Raw genomic sequence first — 18770 nt, 5'->3', positions numbered from 1 at the left:
GAACCCTATAGCGCCGCGCGTCTTTATCGAACGCGCAAAGAATGGACGGTCGATCATGTCGGATAAGTTGGAGCGGGAAGTTTTCGGGCAGACGAAGGCAGGCGAGACCGTCTATCGCGCCGTCATCAAGGGTGGTGGGCTGACGGCCAAGATCATCAGCTGGGGCGCGGTGATCCAGGACCTGCGCCTCGAGGGACATGATGCGCCGCTGCAGCTCGGCTTCGAGGATTTCGACAGCTACCCCCTTTATTCGGCCTATTTCGGCGCGACGCCCGGCCGCTGCGCCAACCGCGTCGGCGGCGGCAGGTTTACGCTCGACGGCAAGGATTATCAGCTCGAGCCGAACGAAAACGGCGTCACGCACCTGCATGGCGGCAGCGACAATATCGCCAAGCGCAACTGGACGATCGTCGAACACGACGTCGACCGCCTGGTGATGAAAATCGTCGATCCCGACGGCCGCGCCGGCTATCCCGGCAATTGCACCATCCAGGCGACGTTCTGGGTGCACGGCAACGGCGAACTGTCGATCACCTATGAATCGACCAGCGACCAGCCGACGCTCGCCAATGTCTGCCAGCACGCCTATTTCAATCTCGATGGCCGCGAAGACGCGCTTGGCCACGACATCATGATTGCCGCGGATCACTATCTGCCGACCGACGAGAGGCAGGTGCCGACCGGCGAGATCCGTCCCGTCGACGGGACGGAATTCGATTTCCGCGAGATGGCGCCGATGAAGCGTTTTGCCGGCAGCGAACAGGTGTTCTACGACCATAATTTCTGCCTGTCCCGTGAACGCGCCGCCAAGCGCAGCGTCGCGCTCGCCCGCAGCCTGCATTCCGGCGTATCGCTCGAAGTGCGCAGCACGGAACCGGGCGTGCAGTTTTATGCCGGCTTCAAGCTCAATACAGGAGCTCCCGGTCTCGGCGGGCGCAAATACGGCCCGTTCGCCGGCTTCTGCCTGGAGACTCAGGTCTGGCCGGATGCCATCAATCATGAAGGCTTTCCGAATGCGGTCCTGCGCCCCGGCGAGGTGCTGCGCCAGGAGACGGATTATATCTTCACCAAGAGCTGAGCTTCTAAAGCGCGTCGCGATCTTTCAGATTCGCTCCTCGCGCTTTAGGTCTTTACGCATCTCGTGATCGCAAAACCACCGCACACTTTTGCGCGACCTGCTCTAGGACGCACGGCTGTCAAATTGGTTCGCTATGAACCTCCCTGGTTGCGACCCGGGAGGTTTTTTCTTGTCTCTTGTCGATTCTGGCTTGTCGATTGGTTCTAAATAGGTTCTATTGTATGCCCATGGATAGAACCAGTCTGATAGCGGAGTTGAACAGGCGCGGCCTGCGCGGCGAGGCGCTGGCCGGACCGCTCTACAAGCGGCTGGCGCAGGCGCTGACGAGCCTCATCCAGGAAGGTCTGTTGAAGCCCGGCACGGCCTTGCCGGGCGAGCGTGATCTTGCCGAGGCTCTGCAGCTCGGTCGCGTGACCGTGCGCACCGCCTATCGCGACTTAATGACATCCGGCGCGCTGGAATCTCGCCACGGAAGCGGTACTTTCGTATCGAGCAAGGTGGAGCGCATGGAACAACCGCTCTGGCGGCTTTCCTCCTTCTCTGCCGACATGCGTTCGCGCGGGCGTCTACCGGCCGCGCGGATATTGTCGCGGGAGGTCAACACTCCGTCGCCGGAGGAGTCCTTTCTGCTCGGCCTCGGCAGTGACGAGCCCGTGCTGAGGCTCGACCGGCTGCGTCTTGCCGACGGCTTGCCGCTGGCGATCGAGCGGGCCGTGGTGCCGGTCAAGTTCCTGGGCGACGATGCCGGCGGCGAGGGATCGCTCTACGATGCGCTGACGGCCAGCGGCCACAGGCCCGTGCGCGCATTGCAGCGGCTGACGGCGGTGACGCTCGATGCATCCTATGCCGCGATGCTGAACGTCAAATCGGGCGCGCCGGCGCTTTTGATCGAACGTGTCTCGCGCCTGGAAGACCAGCGCGTCGTCGAATACACCCGCTCGCACTATCGCGGCGATGCCTATGATTTCGTTGCCGAATTGAGAATCGGAGATGACCTATGAGTGAGAACCAGTCGCTGATGCTGCAGGAAGCAGGCCAGTCGCCGGAGGTGGTGGCCACGCTTCTTGAAAAGGAAAAACCGGTCTTTGCAGAGATCGCCCGGCTGTTTTCGTCCGCCCGCCCGAGCGTGGTGACGACGGCGGCGCGCGGCTCCTCGGACCACGCCGCAACCTTCTTCAAATATCTCTTCGAGATCACCTGCGGCGTTCCGGTCGCATCGGTCGGTCCGTCGATCGCTTCCGTTTACGGCGCTGCCCTACACCTCAAGGGCGGCGTGCATTTCACCGTTTCGCAGTCGGGTGCGAGCCCTGATATCGTGGCGCTGCAGGAGGCGGCGAAGAAGGGCGGGGCAACGACCATCGCCGTCGTCAACGTGACCGACAGCCCGCTAGCAAAACAGGCCGACATCGTTCTCGGCCTCAATGCCGGCGCGGAAAAGAGCGTCGCTGCGACGAAATCCTTCATCGCCTCCGTCGCCGCCCTTTCAGGCGTGACGGCCGCGGTCGGCGGCGCGTCTGACCTGCAGGCAGCGCTCGAAAAACTACCGGGGGCGCTTTCGGCGACCGCCGGGATCGATACGGCGGCGGCCGGAGAAGTGCTCTTCCATGCGACCTCGCTCTATACGGCCGGTCGCGGCCCGGCCTTTGCGATCGCGCTCGAAGCGGCGCTGAAGGCCAAGGAAACCTCTGGCCTACATGCGGAAGCCTTCTCGCTGGCGGAACTGATGCATGGCCCGATGCGCCTGGTGCAGCCGGGCTTTCCGATCGTCGCCTTCGCGCCTGACGATGCGGCTTTCGCCAATAACGGCCAGGCGCTGGAGCGTCTGCAGAAGCTCGGCGCCACGACCGTCGGCTTCTCGACACAGCCGCTCTCGGGCATCAATCTGCGCGTGCCGACAACGGGCAACGGCCTAATCGATCCGCTGGTGTCGCTGCTTGTCTACTACCGGCTGATCGAATCGGTGACGCGCCGCAAGGGCTTCGACCCCGATCGGCCTGCGAACCTGCTCAAGGTGACGGAGACGGTCTGATGGGGCGCAAGATCTTCGTCGGCGCCCGCATCTTTGACGGCGAGCGCTTCCATGACGACAAGGCACTCGTCGTTGCCGACGGCCGTGTCGAAGCGATTGTCGCGAGGAACGGCCTGCCGGACGGCGAGACGATAACGCTTGCAGGCGGGGTCTTGTCGGCCGGCTTCATCGATGCGCAGGTCAATGGCGGCGGCGGCCGGATGCTGAACGACGAGCCTTCCGTTGCGTCGATGGACATGATCGCCGGGGGGCATCGCCCCTATGGCACGACGTCGCTGCTGCCGACGCTGATTACCGATACCGCTGAGGCATCTGCCGCCGCCATCGAAGCGGCGAAGGAGGCTGTCAAAGGGAACCGCGGCGTCGCCGGCCTGCATCTCGAAGGCCCGCATCTGGCGCCTGCTCGCAAGGGCGCGCATCTGGCCGAGCTAATGCGGCCGGTGGAGGACCGTGACGTCAAGGCCTTCATCCGGGCGCGCGAGGCGATCGGAACGCTGCTTGTCACCATGGCTGCCGAGCAGGTGACGGTCGCCCAAGTGCGCGAGCTTGCGGAAGCCGGCGTCACTGTCAGCATCGGCCATTCCGATTGTTCGAGCGAGGCGGCCGAAGAACGTTTCGATGCCGGCGCGCGTGGCGTCACACATCTCTTCAACGCCATGAGCCAGATGGGGCATCGCGCGCCCGGCCTGGTCGGAGCGGCGATCGATCATCCCGCCACCTGGTGCGGCATCATAGCCGACGGCCATCACGTCGATCCGAAGGCCTTGCGCACGGCGCTGCGGGCAAAGCGCGGCGAAGGCAAGTTGTTCTTCGTCACGGATGCGATGTCGCTGGTCGGCTCTGAGAAGGATTCGTTCACGCTGAACGGACGCACGGTCCGGCGTGAACGGGGCGGCTTCTGCTCGAAGCTCGTGCTTTCCGACGGGACGCTCGCCGGCTCCGACGTCGACATGATCTCGACGATCCGTTACGGCGTCACCTATCTCGACCTGACGCTCGCAGAGGCTTTGCGCATGGCGACCCTTTATCCCGCGCGTTTCCTGAGGCTTGCCGATCGCGGCCATCTCTCGCCGGGCGCGCGCGCCGATCTCGTACATCTGACCGATGCGCTTACCGTCACCGCCACCTGGCTTGCCGGCGAGGCAGCCTGAACGCAAGGAGAAGCGGGATGACCGACATTACCGATGCCTATTTCTCCAACCTGATCGGACGGCTGGAAACACTGAAGCAGGCGCTTGCCGAGCCGATGGCAAAAGCGGCTGATGTCATCCTCGATGCCGCCCGCGACGACAAGCGCGTCTATGTGTTCGGCACCGGCCATTCGCACATGCTGGCGGAAGAGGTGCACTACCGCGCTGGCGGGCTCGCCTTCACCGTGCCGGTGCTCGTCGGCTCCGCCATGCTGCACGAGGGCGCCGTGATCAGCTCGGTCTATGAGCGCACGCAGGGCCTGGTGCGGCCGATGCTGGAGCGTTACGGCATGCAGCCGGGCGACGTCATCATCATCGCCTCCAATTCAGGCGTGAACGCCGCGCCGATCGAGGCCGCCGACTATGCCCGCGAAATCGGCGCAAAGGTGATCGCCATCACGTCGATCGCCTATTCCTCGGCGATCGCCAATGGCCGACGGCGCCTCGCCGACGTGGCCGATGTGGTGCTCGACAACGGGCTGCCGCCGGGAGATGCGGTCGTCGATCTCGAAGGCACGGGGCTTCGGGTCGGGCCGGTCTCGACAGCGGTCGGGGTGACGGTCATCAACGCGATCTTCGCCGAGGTCGCTTCGGAGCTTTCGAAATCCGGCGATGCGCCTGTTTATCTCAGCGCGAACATGCCGGGGGCTGCCGAGATCAATCAGAAGCTCGTCAGGAAATACCGGCCGCGCAACCCGCATCTCTGATGGTCGAAGCGGCGTCGCAAGCGCAGTTCCGAATGTCATGGCACGCTCCTGATGCGATCAACCGGCAAGAATGGAGCTGACCATGCGAGCCGTCCGTGGTGCCAGCGTCAAACCGATATGCCCGTGTCCAAAAGCAAACACGACATCCCTTCCTCCTCTTGAGGGCCGGATGACAGGAACGGAATCGGGCATGGAAGGGCGAAGGCCCATCCAGCTCCGGCTTGGTTCGCCAAGCGTCGGGAAAACCTTGCGGGCGTTTGCCAACAGCACTTCGAGGCGTCTCGGGTTCGACGGCGCGGTGATGCCTCCGAGTTCCACAGTACCGGCCACGCGCAAGCGGCCGCGCATCGGGCAAAAGTAAAATCCATGATGGGTCGGGCATACCGGTCGTTCCACCGGCAATGTCTCCATATCGAACTCGTGATGATAACCCCGCTCGGTATCTAGGGGGATCCGCTCTCCGAGCTGTAGAGCCAGGGCTCGGGAATGGGCGCCGGCAGCGATGACAACCGCTCGAGCATCAATGCTGTGGGCTGAAGCGATCATCCTCACTCCATTGCGCTCCCGCGAAATAGCCGTCACGGAGTCTTTGACGAACTCGACGCCCGCCTGTCTGGCGGCGGCTTCCATCACGCTCATCACCTGGCCGGGATCGGTGAAGTTTATCGCTTTCGGAAAGAAAAGCCCCCCGCCATCGACCCGCGGCAGCCGAGGCTCCAGGTTTTGCACCTCGTCGGGGGTGAGAAGCTGCTGCGCGATCCCGTAGTTTCGGCGAAGTTCGACATCCGAAGCCGCTGCCTTGAAGGCCTCGGGCGTCTTATAGAGGTAGAGGCATCCTTTTGCGCTTAAAAGATCGGACGCACCGATTTCCGCAGCGAGTTCGAGCCATTCCGATGACGCGTCAGACAGAAGGTCGGCGATGCGGCTCGCATTGTCTCTGTATCTGTGAGGAAGGGATTGGTAAGCAAAACGCATCAGCCACGGAAACAATGTCGGCAATGCCGCCTTGCGGATGGATAGCGGGCTGTCGGCATTGAGCAGCAGCGAGGCCAGGCTTTTAAGGACAGCGGGCGTGCCGACGGGAATGATTGCATAATCGGCGATCGTTCCGGCATTGCCGTAAGATGCGCCCGAACCGGGTTTGTTCGGTTCGATCAGTAAGACGTCGCGACCGTCGGCACGCAGCCGCAGAGCGGTTGCCACGCCGATCACGCCGCCGCCGATGACGGCGATATCTGTTGTGAGCTTGTCCATCAAATATGTATTTGCCTTAGAGAAATGAGGCCTGGATGCCCGATCGGACTCTACCTCGGCGTCCTGGCCAACATGGCGGCGCCACGCGCCACCGGCCGGTTCGGTTTAGTCGGGGTTAGCCTGGCGAAGCGTAGCGCGCGACGTAGGCAGCCGTGCGTGGTTCCGTTGGGCGGTCAAGCACATCTCCTGCAGTTCCCTGCTCGATGATAACTCCACCGTCGATGAAAACGACCCAGTCCGACACTTCCTTCGCAAAGGGCAGTTCATGGGTGACCAGGATCATCGTCATGCCGTCGGCGGCAAGCTCCCGCATGACGCGGAGGACCTCGCCGGTCGATTCAGGATCGAGCGCCGATGTCGGCTCGTCGAACAGCAACACCGTTGGTTCCAGCGCCAGGGCGCGTGCGATCGCCACACGCTGCTGCTCGCCGCCCGACATCTGTTCCGGATAAGCCGTCGCCCGTTTGGCAAGGCCCACTCTCGTCAGGAGTTTCACGGCCCGTTCCACGGCCTCTTTCTCGCCGATCCCGGCGGCGTGCATCTGAGCAAGAACGACGTTCTCGACAGCCGTCAGGTGCGGGAACAGATTGAAACGCTGAAACACCATGCCGACACGCTGCCGAAGCTTTGCGAGGTTGCGGCAGGTCACTTGGCCGTTGGCGAAGATCGTCTCATCGCCGACAGTGATCGTTCCCTCATCGGGACGTTCAAGCAGATTGACGCAGCGCATGAGGGTGGTCTTTCCTCCGCCGCTCTGGCCAATGATACTTACGATTTTGCCGGCGGGAACCTCGAGATCGACGCGGTCGAGCACCAGGCGCCCATCGAAAGACTTGCGCAATCCGCTAATTTGGACGGCGGGGCGACCAATCGGCTGATTTGACACCAAGGCGGTTTTGGCAGGAGTGGTCGTCATGGGTCAGACTCTCCCCTCGGCGAGATAGGTTCTGGCTAATTTGAGCCGTCGCCTTCTGGCCAATGACAATGGCACGCCGGCATGGATCTTGCGCTCCAGCAGAAGCAGGCATTGCGACACCGGATAGCAGATGGCGAAATAGACCGCGGAGATCACCAGATACACTTCAAGCGCCCGGAATGTTTCCGAGGCTATCAACTGTGCTTGCGTCATCAGCTCGGCAGCGGAGATCGTCACAAGCAGCGAGGTTGATTTGATCAAGTCGACGAACATCGTGTTCGTGCCGGGAAGCGCCAGCCGAACCGCCTGCGGCAGGACGACATGGCTGAACGTCTTGCCGCGCCCTAGCCCGAGAGCTTGAGACGCCTCTTGCTGGCCTTGGTGTACGCCGGCGATCGCTGCCCGAAAGATCTCGGACAGATAAGCGGCGTAGAAGAGCACCAAGCTCAACACTCCGGCCTCGAAGACCTCCAGCCTGATGCCTACGGAAGGCAGGCCGAAGTAGGTGAGGAAAATGATCGCCAGAAGCGGTACGTTTTTAAAGAGTTCGGTGTAGAAGGCCGCAGGGACACGGACCAGGCGCAGCCGGTTGAGCCTCATCAGCGCAAGGGCAAGACCAAGGATCGTCGCGCCGATGAAGCTGGCCACGGTGTAGCCGAGGGTCCTGAGCAGACCCACGGCAATGTTTCCGACGTAGTCATTCCAGGGAACCTGGAAAATATCGGTGAAGGATGACAACGCCGTCATGCTTCGATCTCACTTCTCGATGGAGGGCGGGTTCCAGTCGGCGGGACGGTCAACGCCGCGTCGCTGTGCCGCCATTTCGGGCGATGGAACCAGGAACTGCTTGGGATCACCGCCCCATTTCGTGATCAACGCTGCAAGGGATCCGTCCTTGTACATGGCGTCGATCTGATCGGACACAGCCTTGGCCAGCTTCGGCGACTGCTTGGGAAGGTAGAATCCGGTCATGTAGGCCTGAAAATACTTGTAATCGGGGTGCGCGGTCACCTGTTCGTTTGTCGGCGGCTTCAGATATTCGATGCGTACCTTCATGTCGGGGCGCTGCTGTTGTTGATAGGTGATCAGCAGCGGATCGAGGAAGCCGACGTCCAGACGCCCGGAAGAAATATCCTGGAACACACCCTCGGCGCTCGGGAAGGTATGGGGTGACGCGTTAGGGACCTGTGCGATCGATTTCGCCCAGACATACCCCGTCACAGTGCCGAGATTCTTGCCTTCCAAGCTCGCAACATCCGGAAAGCTCGTCGTGCCGCTCACCGCCATGGCCGGCGGCGAATAATACGGAGGATCCGTAAACAGGCCGACCTTCTGGCGTGCATCGGACCATGCAATTCCGCCAATGGTTATGTCAGCCCGCTGCGTCTGCACGGAAGCCAGCATGCCTGGAAAGTCGGTGACGTTGATTTCCATCTTGAGGCCGAGCTTATCAGCGACGGCTGTGAGGATATCGCTGTCGAGGCCGACGAGCTTTCCGTCCTTGACCGCGGTATAGGGCATGTAAGGCTCGACCGTAACGACGAGCGTGCCCGGCTTCATCAGCTCCAGATCGTCGGCATTGGCCGCGGACGGCACGGCCGTCGCCAATAACCCCAAACTCAGGATTGCCAAGGCAACGAACCCATTTGCCTGCGCTTTTTTCGTCAATTCAGCATGTTTCATTTGAACCCCTCTTTGTGGTTATATATTGCTGATATATTGAGAATATGCAGACATGATATGAAGTCAAGCAGATTCGTTGAGCGCCTTTTTTCTAGGCGGAATAGCGTTTAGCCATGCGGTAACGGACAGAGAGAGGAACGCGCTGAATATGTTCGAAGTGGATTACGAAGCGGTGGAGTCAACGCTGGCGGAGCGGACATACATTCGGCTGCGCGACGATATCATTACGACATTGCTTCCGCCGGGCACGCTTTTGCGGGAAGCCGAGATCATGAAACGCATGGAAGTCGGGCGTACGCCGGTCCGGGAGGCGATTCAGCGTCTGCAGTATGATGGTTTCGTTGTCGTCAGCGCGCGGCGCGGCACATTTGTCAGTAAGATCGATATCAATGATCTTACGGCGGTCTACGAAGCACGGGCACGGATCGAGTCTTGGGCAACCCGACTGGCTGCGGAAAGGCTGCGCGAGTTCGAGCGGCAAGAAGCACGGCAACTGATCGATGAACTCAAGCAAACAACCGGTCCGATGGCGCTGGATGATATCCTTGCTCTAGATCGCCGAGTTCACCGCTTCATTTACAGGGTGGCGAAAAACCCTTTCCTGTCTGCTACGCTGGATCACTACCACAATCTGTCGCTGAGAATTCTGTACGTCGCCATGAAACGGTTTCCGACCTTGGTGCCGCGCCTCGAGGACGTCTTGCATGACCAGGTCCTCATGCTTGAGGCGGTATGTAAAGGCGACGGAGATGAGGCTGAAAAGATCGCGATGGCTCACGTCATGAGCTTCGAGAGCGAAGTCCGAAAAGTTATCTGACTTCGGATCAAGGAATGGGGGCAGGCAAACTGCCGTAAGAAATCCGGACCAAGCGACAGTTTTGCGATCGGGCTGCAAGTAGATCCGGCATCAATACCCGGATTCTGCATTTCAGTTGGAGGCCGGCGCGAGCCGGCCTCATGAATGGATCGAGACCAGGATCAGTCCTTGGCGCGCTCGACGTAGGAATTGTCTTCGGTCGCGATAACGACGCGGGTGCCGGCATCGATATGCGGCGGAACCGAGGTGCGGATGCCGTTGGAGAGCATGGCCGGCTTGTAGGAAGAGGATGCCGTCTGGCCCTTGACGACCGGTTCGGTCTCGACGATCTCGAGGGTAACGTGGCGCGGCAGTTCGAGTGCCAGCGGAATGCCTTCATGAATCGACAGAATGCAGGTCATGCCTTCCTGGAGGTAGGCCTTCTGGTCGCCCATGGTTTCCTGGCTGACGACCACCTGATCGTAATTCGCAGGGTTCATGAAGTGGAAGCCTTCGCCGTCTTCATAGAGGTATTGGAAGTTGACGTCTTCGACGAAGGCGCGCTCGACCTGTTCGGTGGTGCGCCAGCGCTCGGATACCTTCACGCCGTCGACGATGCGACGCATGTCGACCTGGGTGACCGGCGTGCCCTTGCCCGGATGAAAGTTCTGGGCAGTGAGAACGACGTAGAGCTTGCCGTCCACGTCGAGAACGTTGCCCTTGCGGACCGAAGAGGCGATGACCTTGACCATAAGACTTCCTTGTAACTCGGCTTTCGGCGTCGTAGATGACTGTCGAGACGCCCCGAAGACGCAAATATTTTTCTTTGGGGGCGCAACTAACCTAAAATCCGGGAAATAGCCACCCCCATACCGGCTTCTCCGGTGAAGAAAGCTTGGAATGAATTCTTCGGCCAAAGCGTCCCCTTGGTGGACCCAGTCCGTGCATGCCGATCGCCGCCCGTTCCTGATCGGGCGTAATAGGATTCAGGCGGCGTTGCGCGGGTTTTTCGCGCGCGAGGATTTCATCGAGGTCGATACGGCGGTGCTGCAGATCTCCCCCGGCAACGAGGCGCATCTGCATGCGTTCGGAACGGAAGCGGTGACGACGGACGGGCAGACGGCGCCGTTCTACCTCCACACCTCGCCGGAATTCGCCTGCAAGAAGCTGCTGGCGGCGGGCGAGGAACGCATTTCCTGTTTTGCCCATGTCTATCGCAACCGGGAGCGCGGGCCGCTGCATCATCCCGAGTTCACCATGCTCGAATGGTATCGGGCCGGCGAAAGCTATGAGAGCCTGATGATGGATTGCGTGCGCATTCTGGCGCTGGCGGCCGAAACGGTGAAAACGCCGAAGCTCACCTATCGCGGCGCTGAAAGTGATCCTTTTGCCGGGCCGGAGCGGATCAGTGTTGCCGAAGCCTTCGAGCGGCATGCCGGCATCGATCTTCTCGCTTCGGTCGCCGCCGACGGTTCGACCGAGCGCGAGCAGCTGGCGGCCGAACTCCGGCGCGTCGGAATGCGGGTCGCCGAGGACGATGGCTGGGCCGATCTCTTCAGCCGGGTGCTGGTCGAAAAGGTCGAGCCGCATCTCGGCTTCGGCCGCATCACCATTCTCGACGAATATCCGGTTTCGGAGGCGGCCCTTGCGCGTCCGTCGGCGCGCGACCCCAGGGTTGCCGAGCGTTTCGAGCTTTATGCCTGCGGCGTCGAGCTTGCCAATGGTTTCGGCGAGCTCACCAACGCCGTTGAACAGCGCCGCCGCTTCGAGATCGAGATGGCCGAGAAGGCGCGTGTCTATGGCGAAACCTATCCGATCGACGAGGATTTCCTCGCCGCGCTGTCGCTGATGCCCGAGGCAAGTGGCATCGCGCTCGGCTTCGACCGGCTTGTGATGTTGGCGACAGGGGCATCGCGGATCGACCAGGTGCTGTGGGCGCCGGTTGCGGAGTACGGAAGATGAATGTCGTCAAACCGCTCAAGAGCGTCGACGATCTCGTGAAGGCGGGGCTTGCCGCGCCTGCCGACCGCGCGGGGCTCGAAGGGGTGGCGGCGCGTTACGCGATTGCGTTGACGCCTGCCGTTACCAGGCTGATCGATCGGGCCGATCCCAGCGACCCGATTGCACGGCAATTCGTGCCCGACGCCGCCGAACTCATCGTCGCGCCCGAAGAGCGTGCCGATCCGATTGGCGATCATGCGCATAGCCCTGTCGAGGGCATCGTGCACCGTTATCCCGACCGCGTGCTGCTCAAAGCCGTGCATGTCTGCCCGGTCTATTGCCGCTTCTGCTTCCGGCGCGAAATGGTCGGGCCGCAGGGCCTCGGCACGCTCGATGCGGCGGCGATGGAGGCAGCTTTCGATTATATCGGAAGCCACCGGGAGATCTGGGAGGTCATTCTGACCGGCGGCGATCCGCTGGTGCTTTCGCCGCGCCGGCTCCGCGAGATCATGGAAGCGCTCGCAGGGATTGCGCATGTGAAGATCGTGCGTTTCCATACGCGCGTTCCCGTCGTCGACCCCGAGAAGATCGATGACGCGCTGATCGCGGCACTGAAGGCGAGCGGCAAGACTGTCTATGTCGCCCTACACGCCAACCATGCCAGGGAACTGACGGCGGAAGCGCGGGCGGCCTGTGCTCGCCTCATCGATGCCGGCATTGCCATGGTCAGCCAGTCGGTGCTGCTCAAGGGCGTCAACGACGATCCCGATGTTCTTGCCGAGCTGATGAAAGCTTTTGTCGAGATCCGCGTCAAACCATATTACCTCCATCATCCCGATCTCGCGCCCGGCACCAGTCATTTCAGATTGACGATCGAGGAGGGGCAGAGGATCGTCGCGGCGCTGCGCGGGCGGATTTCCGGCCTCTGCCAGCCGACTTATATTCTCGACATCCCGGGCGGTCACGGCAAGGCCGTCGTCAGCGGAAGCACTGTTCGGACGACGGGCGACGGCTGTTATTCCGTCTCGGATTACCGCGGCGGCGAGCATTCCTATCCGCCGGCTGAATGACCCGAAGTGGCACTTTTGCGTATCATTTCTGTACTCGCCATGTCGCAAGCCGCGTCGGGCATTTCCACTGAATTGATCTTAGCTCATTGATGTAAAATGAATATTCGTTCCTTCGCCGGAAGGATCGCTAAAATCCTAACTATGAGGAACAATCATCTTTAACCCAATAAATTAGCGGAATGTTCTGTTTTCCGCACTAAAAGAACGCTCATGACAAGGCGATGAACGCCGGTTCGGGATCATGAGTATCTTGGAGTGATGGGATGAATACGACAATCCGCGACCTCGTAGCCAAATTCGGCAAGCTTCCTGTAGCAATCGACCAGGTCGCCGACGACGCCGATCTTTATGCGGCGGGTCTGACGTCCTTTGCCTCGGTGCAGCTGATGCTCGGCATCGAAGAGGCCTTCGACATCGAATTCCCCGACAATCTGCTGAATCGCAAGTCCTTCGCGAGCATCTCGGCCATCGCCAAGACGGTCGATATCATCCAGGACAGCCGGAAGGTCGCCTGATGAACTTCCCCGTCAAGATCATAGAGGACGGTCTTGTCGCAAGGGTCGCCCGCGTTGCCGAAGTCGCGGCTAAACACGCCGATGCCGTCGATATCGAAGGCCGCTTTCCCAGGGAAGCCGTGGATGCGATGAAGGCCGAAAGGCTGCTCGGCATCCAGGTGCCGCGCCATCTCGGCGGTGAATCGGCCTCGATCACCGAAATCGCCGAACTGTGCTCGATGCTCGGCCAGGCCTGTGCGGCCAGCGCCATGGTCTTCGCCATGCACCATATCAAGCTGTCGAGCCTCGTCGAACACGGCGCCGACAGCGAATGGCACTGCAGCTTCATGCATGCCATTGCCGCCGACCAGCTGTTGATCGCCTCTGCCACCACCGAAGGCGGCATCGGTGGCAACCTGCGCAACAGCATTTGTGCGATCGAGGTCGTCGGCGATAGCTGCCGCCTCGAAAAAGATGCGACCGTCATTTCCTACGGCTCGCATGCCGACGCCATCCTCATCACTTCGCGCAGCCACACGCAGGCAGCCTCGTCCGATCAGGTGCTGACGGCCTTCCTCAAGGACCAGTACACGCTCGAGAAGACGCATGCCTGGAACACGCTCGGTATGCGCGGGACCTGTTCCGACGGCTTCCTCTTCAAGGGCGAAGCGCCGGCGCAGCAGATCCTGCCGAAACCGTTCGCTGAGATCGCCGCGCAATCCATGCTCGCTTCCTCGCATCTGCTCTGGAGCGGCGTCTGGTACGGTATCGCGGTCGACGCCGTTGCACGCGCCCAGGCCTTCGTGCGCGCCGCTGCCCGCAAGGCGCCGGATGCCCAGCCGCCTGGCGCGTTGCGCCTCGCCGAGGTCTCGAACCTGCTGCAGATGGTGAAATCCAATGTCGTTGCTGGCCTCAAGGCCTATGAGCACGCCAAATCAGATCAGGACAGATTGTCCTCTATGGGCTTTGCGGTGGCGATGAACAACGTCAAGATCGCCTCTTCCGAGACGATCCTGGAGATCGTCAATCACGCGATGCTGATCTGCGGCATCATGGGCTACAAGAACGGCACGCCCTTCAGCCTCGGACGCCATCTGCGCGACGCCCATTCCGCACAGCTCATGATCTCGAATGACCGCATCCTCGGCAACACGTCGAGCATGCTTCTCGTCCACAAGCAGGACACTAGCCTACTGGGGTGACAGTCATGGATATGCAGACCTCGTTTCTGGACCGGCTCTTCGAGTCCGGCCTGCTGATCGATACCGGCGTTGATGGTCTCTATGGCCGCAGCGGCCAGTTTGAAGATGTCATCACCGCCTTCGAACGCCTGATCGATACATTCGGCGGCGCCGACGGCGCCGAGGCGATGCGTTTCCCGCCCGGCATGAACCGCGCACTCTTCGAAAAGAGCGGCTACATGAAGAGCTTCCCGCAGCTTGCCGGCACGGTGCACAGTTTCTGCGGCAGCGATCTCGACCATATGAGCCTGTTGCAATGCATGGAAGTCGGCGACGACTGGACCAAGGACCAGAAGGCCACCGACATCGTGCTGACGCCGGCTGCCTGCTATCCGCTCTATCCGACGGTCGCCAAGCGCGGCAACCTGCCGAAAACGGGCGGCCTCTTCGATCTGCAGTCCTATTGCTTCCGCCATGAGCCTTCGAAGGACCCTGCCCGTCAGCAGCTATTTCGCATGCGCGAATACGTCTGCATGGGAACGGAGCAGCACGTCACCGATTTTCGCCAGAAATGGATGGACCGCGGCGTCGAGATGATGAAGCAGGTCGGCCTCGATGTGACCATCGATGTTGCCAACGACCCGTTCTTCGGCCGTGCGGGGAAGATGATGGTCAACAATCAGCGTGACCAGAACCTGAAGTTCGAATTGCTGATCCCGATCACGTCGACCGCCAATCCGACGGCCTGCATGAGCTTCAATTACCATCAGGATTCTTTCGGCCTGAAGTGGGGTCTCAATCTCGAAGACGGCAGCGTCGCGCACACCGCCTGCGTCGGCTTCGGCCTGGAGCGCATCGCGCTCGCCCTCTTCCATCATCACGGCCTCGACGTAAAGCAATGGCCGGCCAGCGTCCGGAAAACGCTATGGGGCTGATGAGCTCGATGGCGTCGGTCTTCCCGGCGATCAGCCCGGAAACTTACCGGCAGCACGCGCTGCATGCCGGCGAGCGCGCTTGGCCTGAGACCAACTGTTATGTCGATCTTTGGATCGAGGTGTTGAACACATGGGGCGTCGCACCCGAGGCGATGCTGGGTTTTACCCTGGCGCAGGATTTTGAGGGTGATCAATTCACCTTCTTCAAGGTACCGCTCGAAGATCTCGAAGCGCTCTACGGCATCCGCGCGACCGAACTTGCGATCTATGACCGCGTCGAACGGCATGTCGAAGTGCAGATTGCGCGCGGGCGTCTCTGCCTGGTCGAGATGGATTCCTTCTACATGCCGGATACGCGTGGCACCGCCTATCGGCAGGAGCACGGCAAGACGACGGTTGCGATCAACCGGCTTGACGTTGTGGCAAAGCGCGTCGAATATTTTCACAATGCCGGCTATTTCCACCTCGAAGGGGAGGATTTCGACGGGCTGTTCCAGCAGCAGCTGACGGAGAACGACCCGCCGTTCCTGCCCTATGCGGAATTCGCACGATTTCCGGAAAAACCCGCCGCCGAAGCGCATCTGCGTGCAACCGCACGGCGGCTTGCGGGTTTTCACTTCACCAGGCGTCCCCGCGAAAACCCGATCCGTGCCTTTGCCGGCGTCTTTCCGCGGCAGGTGGAAGCCGTGGCCGATCGGCCGTTCGGTTTCTTCCACAAATATGCCTTCAACACGCTTCGGCAGGTCGGCGCCAATTTCGAGCTGGCGGCCGATCACCTGGTCTGGCTCTCGCCAGACTTCGCGGCGGCCGCCGAGCATGCCCGGCGCATTTCCGATGCGGCAAAGTCCGTGCAGTTCCAGCTTGCCCGCGCAGTTGCCCGCAGGAAGTTCGAGCCGTTGCAGGCGGCACTTGATCCGGCCGCCGATGCATGGGATTCCATGATGGCATCGCTTGCGGAGCGAATCTGAGGCCGGAGATCTGACCATGCGGGGGCGTTTGGCAAGCATCGGAGCCTGGGAAAGCGTGCTTTCCGAAGGTTGGAACTTGATCCTGACGGAGCCGGGTGCTTGCGCCGTGCCGCACGACATTCACCTTTCCGCGCAGTTCATACCCGCGCCCGTTCCCGGTACCGTGGCCGCCGCGCTCGAAAAGGCCGGGCTCTTCGACCGGGAAAATCCCGAACCGCTGAATACAAAGGACGCCTGGTATCTCTGCCGGCTTTTCGATGCGGAACCCGGCGACGCGATCCTGCGTTTCGGAGGGCTGGCCACGATTTGCCATGTCTTCCTCAACGGCCATGAAATCCTCTTTTCCGAAAGCATGTTCACGGCGCATGAAATCCCGGTCACGCTTTCAGGCGGCGACGAACTGGCGCTCTGCTTCCGGGCGCTCGGTCCCCGCCTGTCGGAACCTGGTCCGCGGGCGCGCTGGCGGCCGCAGATGATCACGCCGGCGGGCCTGAAGAATTTCCGCGCAACGCTGCTCGGCCATATGCCGGGCTGGTGCCCCGAGATCCATGCCGTCGGGCCATGGCGGCCGATTTCGCTGGTGCGGCGCGATCTCGTCTCGATCGACAATGTCTCCGTTCGCTCCGTGCTGGAGGAGAGCGGGGTCGGCCGTCTCAGCGTCTCCCTGCACAACAATGCCGCCGACCCGGCAATGCTGCTGCGCTGCGGCGGCATGGAACAGCCCTTCGAGAAGATTGGCGACGGCCATTACTCGGCTATCCTCAAGCTTTCCGACATCGAACCCTGGTGGCCGCATACGCATGGGGCTCCTCGTCTTTACGATCTGACGCTGGTTTCCGACGGGGTGGAATATCCGCTCGGCAGGACCGGCTTTCGGCGCATCGAAGTGGAGCGCGGCGCCGATGGCGATGATTTCGCGCTGCTCATCAACGGTGAGCGCATTTTCTGCCGTGGGGCGGTGTGGACGACGGCCGATATCGCGCGGCTTCCCGGCGCGCGTGCGGATTACGAGCCGTTCCTGCTGCTTGCCGCCCAGGCCGGCATGAACATGATCCGTATCGGCGGCACCATGGCCTATGAGACTCCGGATTTCTTCGCGCTCTGCGACGAACTCGGGCTGATGGTGTGGCAGGATTTCATGTTCGCCAATTTCGACTATCCGCGCAGCGACAAGGCTTTTCTCGGCCACGTTCATGCCGAGGTCGAGGAATTTCTGCACGGCGTCCAGGGATCCCCTTCTCTTGCCGTGCTCTGCGGCGGCAGCGAGATCCATCAGCAGGCGGCAATGCTCGGCCTGCCCACGGAATTCTGGAGCGGACCGGTCACCGACGAAATCATCCCGGCCATCGCAGCGCGCATGCGTCCCGACGTGCCTTACGTCCCAAACTCGCCCTATGGCGGGACGATCCCCTTTTCGCCGAATGCAGGCGTTGCCCATTACTACGGGGTGGGCGCCTATATGCGACCGATTGCCGATGCGCGCCGCGCCGATGTGCGTTTCGCCTCCGAAAGCCTCGCCTTCGCGCATGTGCCGCAGCAAAGGACGCTGCACCGCCATCTCGACGTGCCCGCCGTCCACAGTCCGCTCTGGAAGGTGCGCGTGCCTCGCGACCGCGGCGCGTCCTGGGATTTCGAGGACGTTCGCGATTTCTACCTGGAGCTTCTCTACGGTTTCGATCCGGCCCGGTTGCGCCGCGAAGATCCAGACCGCTATCTCGATCTTTCACGCGCCGTCACCGGCGAGGTGATCGAGGAAACTTTTGCGGAATGGCGGCGCAAGGGTTCCGCCTGTAACGGCGCCCTCGTCTGGACGCTGCAGGACCTGCTGCCCGGTCCAGGCTGGGGTGTGATCGATTCCACCGGCGAGCCGAAGCCCGTCTGGTATGCGATGCGCCGTGCATTCCGGCCGGTGCAGATGGTCCTCACCGACGAGGGAACCAACGGCCTCGACGTGCATGTCGTCAACGAGACGGATACCGCGCTCGACGTCGAACTCGAAGTAGCCTGCCTGCGTGACGGAAAGCAGCAGGTCGTCAGTGGCAGCACGGCCTTCAAGCTGGAGGCAAGGAGCGCGGAGCGTTTCGCCTCCACCGCGCTGTTCGGCGCCTTCTTCGATACGACCTATGCCTTCCGTTTCGGCCCGCCGTCGCATGATGCAAGTGTTGCGCGCTTGCGCTCGCTCACCGACGGCGCCGTTCTCGCCGAAAGTTTCCACTTTCCCTGCGGGCGAGGCAAAGCGCTCCATGACGCAAGCATCGAAGCATCGCTCGGCAAGGACGGCGACGATTGGGTCGTCGATCTCAGGACTGACCGCCTGGCGCAATCGGTGCATCTCGACGTTGAAGGTTACCGGGCCGACGACGACTGGTTCCATCTTGCCCCCGGCGCATTGCGGCGCGTGAAGCTCTCGGCGCGGTCCGGCACGCAAAGCGATGTTCTGCCTACGGGCGAAATTAGAAGTCTAGGCAGTTCGCGTCGCGTCGCGCTCCAGGGCTGACGTCTGGCGCGCCAGGAATACTACCGATCCA

Annotated in this window: 18 protein-coding genes; 13 read left to right on the top strand and 5 right to left on the bottom strand. The window is 61.6% G+C overall.

What is annotated here, in order from left to right:
- The first annotated feature begins 55 nt into the window (after window positions 1–55).
- The 5 genes from NE852_RS21130 (at window position 56) to NE852_RS21110 (ending at window position 5004) form a co-directional block, all read left to right on the top strand.
- Window positions 56–1078: an aldose epimerase family protein gene (locus NE852_RS21130; protein WP_037171888.1), complete on the top strand. Its 1023-nt coding sequence runs from the start codon at window positions 56–58 to the stop codon at window positions 1076–1078.
- Window positions 1079–1305: 227 nt separating this feature from the next.
- Entirely contained in the window at window positions 1306–2079 is a 774-nt protein-coding gene (locus NE852_RS21125) for a GntR family transcriptional regulator (protein ID WP_037171886.1), read from the top strand.
- Complete coding sequence (locus NE852_RS21120) at window positions 2076–3107, top strand: SIS domain-containing protein (protein WP_258156055.1); 1032 nt, start codon at window positions 2076–2078, stop codon at window positions 3105–3107. Before NE852_RS21125 ends, NE852_RS21120 begins: the two co-directional genes overlap by 4 nt.
- Window positions 3107–4258, top strand: a complete 1152-nt coding sequence (nagA, locus tag NE852_RS21115) for an N-acetylglucosamine-6-phosphate deacetylase (RefSeq protein WP_258156054.1) — start codon at window positions 3107–3109, stop codon at window positions 4256–4258. Before NE852_RS21120 ends, nagA begins: the two co-directional genes overlap by 1 nt.
- Window positions 4259–4275: 17 nt before the next feature.
- Complete coding sequence (locus NE852_RS21110; protein ID WP_008528355.1) at window positions 4276–5004, top strand: SIS domain-containing protein; 729 nt, start codon at window positions 4276–4278, stop codon at window positions 5002–5004.
- Between the two features lie 57 nt (window positions 5005–5061).
- On the opposite strand, the gene NE852_RS21105 is transcribed toward NE852_RS21110, so the two are convergent.
- The 4 genes from NE852_RS21105 to NE852_RS21090 all read right to left on the bottom strand — a co-directional run bounded on the left by NE852_RS21105 (window position 5062) and on the right by NE852_RS21090 (window position 8857).
- Window positions 5062–6258 (bottom strand): FAD-binding oxidoreductase, encoded by a 1197-nt coding sequence (locus tag NE852_RS21105; protein WP_008528353.1) that lies wholly within the window; start codon window positions 6256–6258, stop codon window positions 5062–5064.
- A 115-nt stretch (window positions 6259–6373) separates the two neighbouring features.
- Window positions 6374–7174, bottom strand: coding sequence for an amino acid ABC transporter ATP-binding protein (locus NE852_RS21100; protein ID WP_008528351.1), 801 nt, complete (start codon window positions 7172–7174; stop codon window positions 6374–6376).
- Window positions 7175–7177: 3 nt separating this feature from the next.
- Complete coding sequence (locus tag NE852_RS21095) at window positions 7178–7921, bottom strand: amino acid ABC transporter permease (protein ID WP_008528349.1); 744 nt, start codon at window positions 7919–7921, stop codon at window positions 7178–7180.
- Window positions 7922–7930: 9 nt separating this feature from the next.
- Entirely contained in the window at window positions 7931–8857 is a 927-nt protein-coding gene (locus NE852_RS21090; RefSeq protein WP_008528346.1) for an ABC transporter substrate-binding protein, read from the bottom strand.
- A 148-nt stretch (window positions 8858–9005) separates the two neighbouring features.
- Between NE852_RS21090 and NE852_RS21085 the strand changes: the two genes are divergently transcribed.
- Window positions 9006–9674, top strand: a complete 669-nt coding sequence (locus tag NE852_RS21085; RefSeq protein WP_258156053.1) for a GntR family transcriptional regulator — start codon at window positions 9006–9008, stop codon at window positions 9672–9674.
- A 161-nt stretch (window positions 9675–9835) separates the two neighbouring features.
- Here NE852_RS21085 and efp read toward each other — a convergent pair whose 3' ends face one another.
- Entirely contained in the window at window positions 9836–10405 is a 570-nt protein-coding gene (efp, locus tag NE852_RS21080; RefSeq protein WP_008528334.1) for an elongation factor P, read from the bottom strand.
- 148 nt (window positions 10406–10553) lie between these two features.
- Here efp and epmA point away from each other — a divergent pair, with 148 nt between their 5' ends.
- From epmA to NE852_RS21045, 7 genes are all read left to right on the top strand, one after another.
- Window positions 10554–11615, top strand: a complete 1062-nt coding sequence (gene epmA, locus NE852_RS21075; RefSeq protein ID WP_258156051.1) for an EF-P lysine aminoacylase EpmA — start codon at window positions 10554–10556, stop codon at window positions 11613–11615.
- A complete protein-coding gene (locus tag NE852_RS21070) occupies window positions 11612–12664 on the top strand; it encodes a lysine-2,3-aminomutase-like protein (RefSeq protein WP_008528315.1) in 1053 nt (350 codons plus the stop codon). The genes epmA and NE852_RS21070 overlap by 4 nt, the downstream gene beginning before the upstream one ends.
- Window positions 12665–12927: 263 nt before the next feature.
- Window positions 12928–13179: an acyl carrier protein gene (locus NE852_RS21065; protein WP_008528313.1), complete on the top strand. Its 252-nt coding sequence runs from the start codon at window positions 12928–12930 to the stop codon at window positions 13177–13179.
- Window positions 13179–14360 carry an acyl-CoA dehydrogenase family protein gene (locus NE852_RS21060; RefSeq protein WP_008528312.1) on the top strand — a complete coding sequence of 394 codons (1182 nt, stop codon included), beginning with the start codon at window positions 13179–13181 and terminating at the stop codon, window positions 14358–14360. The genes NE852_RS21065 and NE852_RS21060 overlap by 1 nt, the downstream gene beginning before the upstream one ends.
- 5 nt (window positions 14361–14365) lie before the next feature.
- Window positions 14366–15274 (top strand): amino acid--[acyl-carrier-protein] ligase, encoded by a 909-nt coding sequence (locus NE852_RS21055; protein ID WP_008528309.1) that lies wholly within the window; start codon window positions 14366–14368, stop codon window positions 15272–15274.
- A complete protein-coding gene (locus tag NE852_RS21050; RefSeq protein ID WP_008528307.1) occupies window positions 15265–16242 on the top strand; it encodes a DUF1839 family protein in 978 nt (325 codons plus the stop codon). Before NE852_RS21055 ends, NE852_RS21050 begins: the two co-directional genes overlap by 10 nt.
- A 16-nt stretch (window positions 16243–16258) precedes the next feature.
- A complete protein-coding gene (locus NE852_RS21045) occupies window positions 16259–18739 on the top strand; it encodes a glycoside hydrolase family 2 protein (protein WP_258156049.1) in 2481 nt (826 codons plus the stop codon).
- Window positions 18740–18770 lie beyond the last annotated feature (31 nt).

The sequence above is a fragment of the Rhizobium sp. Pop5 genome (genome assembly GCF_024721175.1).
Taxonomy (GTDB): domain Bacteria; phylum Pseudomonadota; class Alphaproteobacteria; order Rhizobiales; family Rhizobiaceae; genus Rhizobium.
Note: the sequence above shows the minus strand (reverse complement) of the source record. Positions and strands in the feature narration are given on the sequence as shown.

What these genes read in the sequence shown, in the direction of transcription:
- NE852_RS21130 (WP_037171888.1), top strand. Translation starts at nt 56, where the DNA reads ATGTCGGATAAGTTGGAGCGGGAAGTTTTCGGGCAGACGAAGGCAGGC.
- NE852_RS21125 (WP_037171886.1), top strand. Translation starts at nt 1,306, where the DNA reads ATGGATAGAACCAGTCTGATAGCGGAGTTGAACAGGCGCGGCCTGCGC.
- NE852_RS21120 (WP_258156055.1), top strand. Translation starts at nt 2,076, where the DNA reads ATGAGTGAGAACCAGTCGCTGATGCTGCAGGAAGCAGGCCAGTCGCCG.
- nagA (WP_258156054.1), top strand. Translation starts at nt 3,107, where the DNA reads ATGGGGCGCAAGATCTTCGTCGGCGCCCGCATCTTTGACGGCGAGCGC.
- NE852_RS21110 (WP_008528355.1), top strand. Translation starts at nt 4,276, where the DNA reads ATGACCGACATTACCGATGCCTATTTCTCCAACCTGATCGGACGGCTG.
- NE852_RS21105 (WP_008528353.1), bottom strand. Translation starts at nt 6,258, where the DNA reads ATGGACAAGCTCACAACAGATATCGCCGTCATCGGCGGCGGCGTGATC.
- NE852_RS21100 (WP_008528351.1), bottom strand. Translation starts at nt 7,174, where the DNA reads ATGACGACCACTCCTGCCAAAACCGCCTTGGTGTCAAATCAGCCGATT.
- NE852_RS21095 (WP_008528349.1), bottom strand. Translation starts at nt 7,921, where the DNA reads ATGACGGCGTTGTCATCCTTCACCGATATTTTCCAGGTTCCCTGGAAT.
- NE852_RS21090 (WP_008528346.1), bottom strand. Translation starts at nt 8,857, where the DNA reads ATGAAACATGCTGAATTGACGAAAAAAGCGCAGGCAAATGGGTTCGTT.
- NE852_RS21085 (WP_258156053.1), top strand. Translation starts at nt 9,006, where the DNA reads ATGTTCGAAGTGGATTACGAAGCGGTGGAGTCAACGCTGGCGGAGCGG.
- efp (WP_008528334.1), bottom strand. Translation starts at nt 10,405, where the DNA reads ATGGTCAAGGTCATCGCCTCTTCGGTCCGCAAGGGCAACGTTCTCGAC.
- epmA (WP_258156051.1), top strand. Translation starts at nt 10,554, where the DNA reads ATGAATTCTTCGGCCAAAGCGTCCCCTTGGTGGACCCAGTCCGTGCAT.
- NE852_RS21070 (WP_008528315.1), top strand. Translation starts at nt 11,612, where the DNA reads ATGAATGTCGTCAAACCGCTCAAGAGCGTCGACGATCTCGTGAAGGCG.
- NE852_RS21065 (WP_008528313.1), top strand. Translation starts at nt 12,928, where the DNA reads ATGAATACGACAATCCGCGACCTCGTAGCCAAATTCGGCAAGCTTCCT.
- NE852_RS21060 (WP_008528312.1), top strand. Translation starts at nt 13,179, where the DNA reads ATGAACTTCCCCGTCAAGATCATAGAGGACGGTCTTGTCGCAAGGGTC.
- NE852_RS21055 (WP_008528309.1), top strand. Translation starts at nt 14,366, where the DNA reads ATGGATATGCAGACCTCGTTTCTGGACCGGCTCTTCGAGTCCGGCCTG.
- NE852_RS21050 (WP_008528307.1), top strand. Translation starts at nt 15,265, where the DNA reads ATGGGGCTGATGAGCTCGATGGCGTCGGTCTTCCCGGCGATCAGCCCG.
- NE852_RS21045 (WP_258156049.1), top strand. Translation starts at nt 16,259, where the DNA reads ATGCGGGGGCGTTTGGCAAGCATCGGAGCCTGGGAAAGCGTGCTTTCC.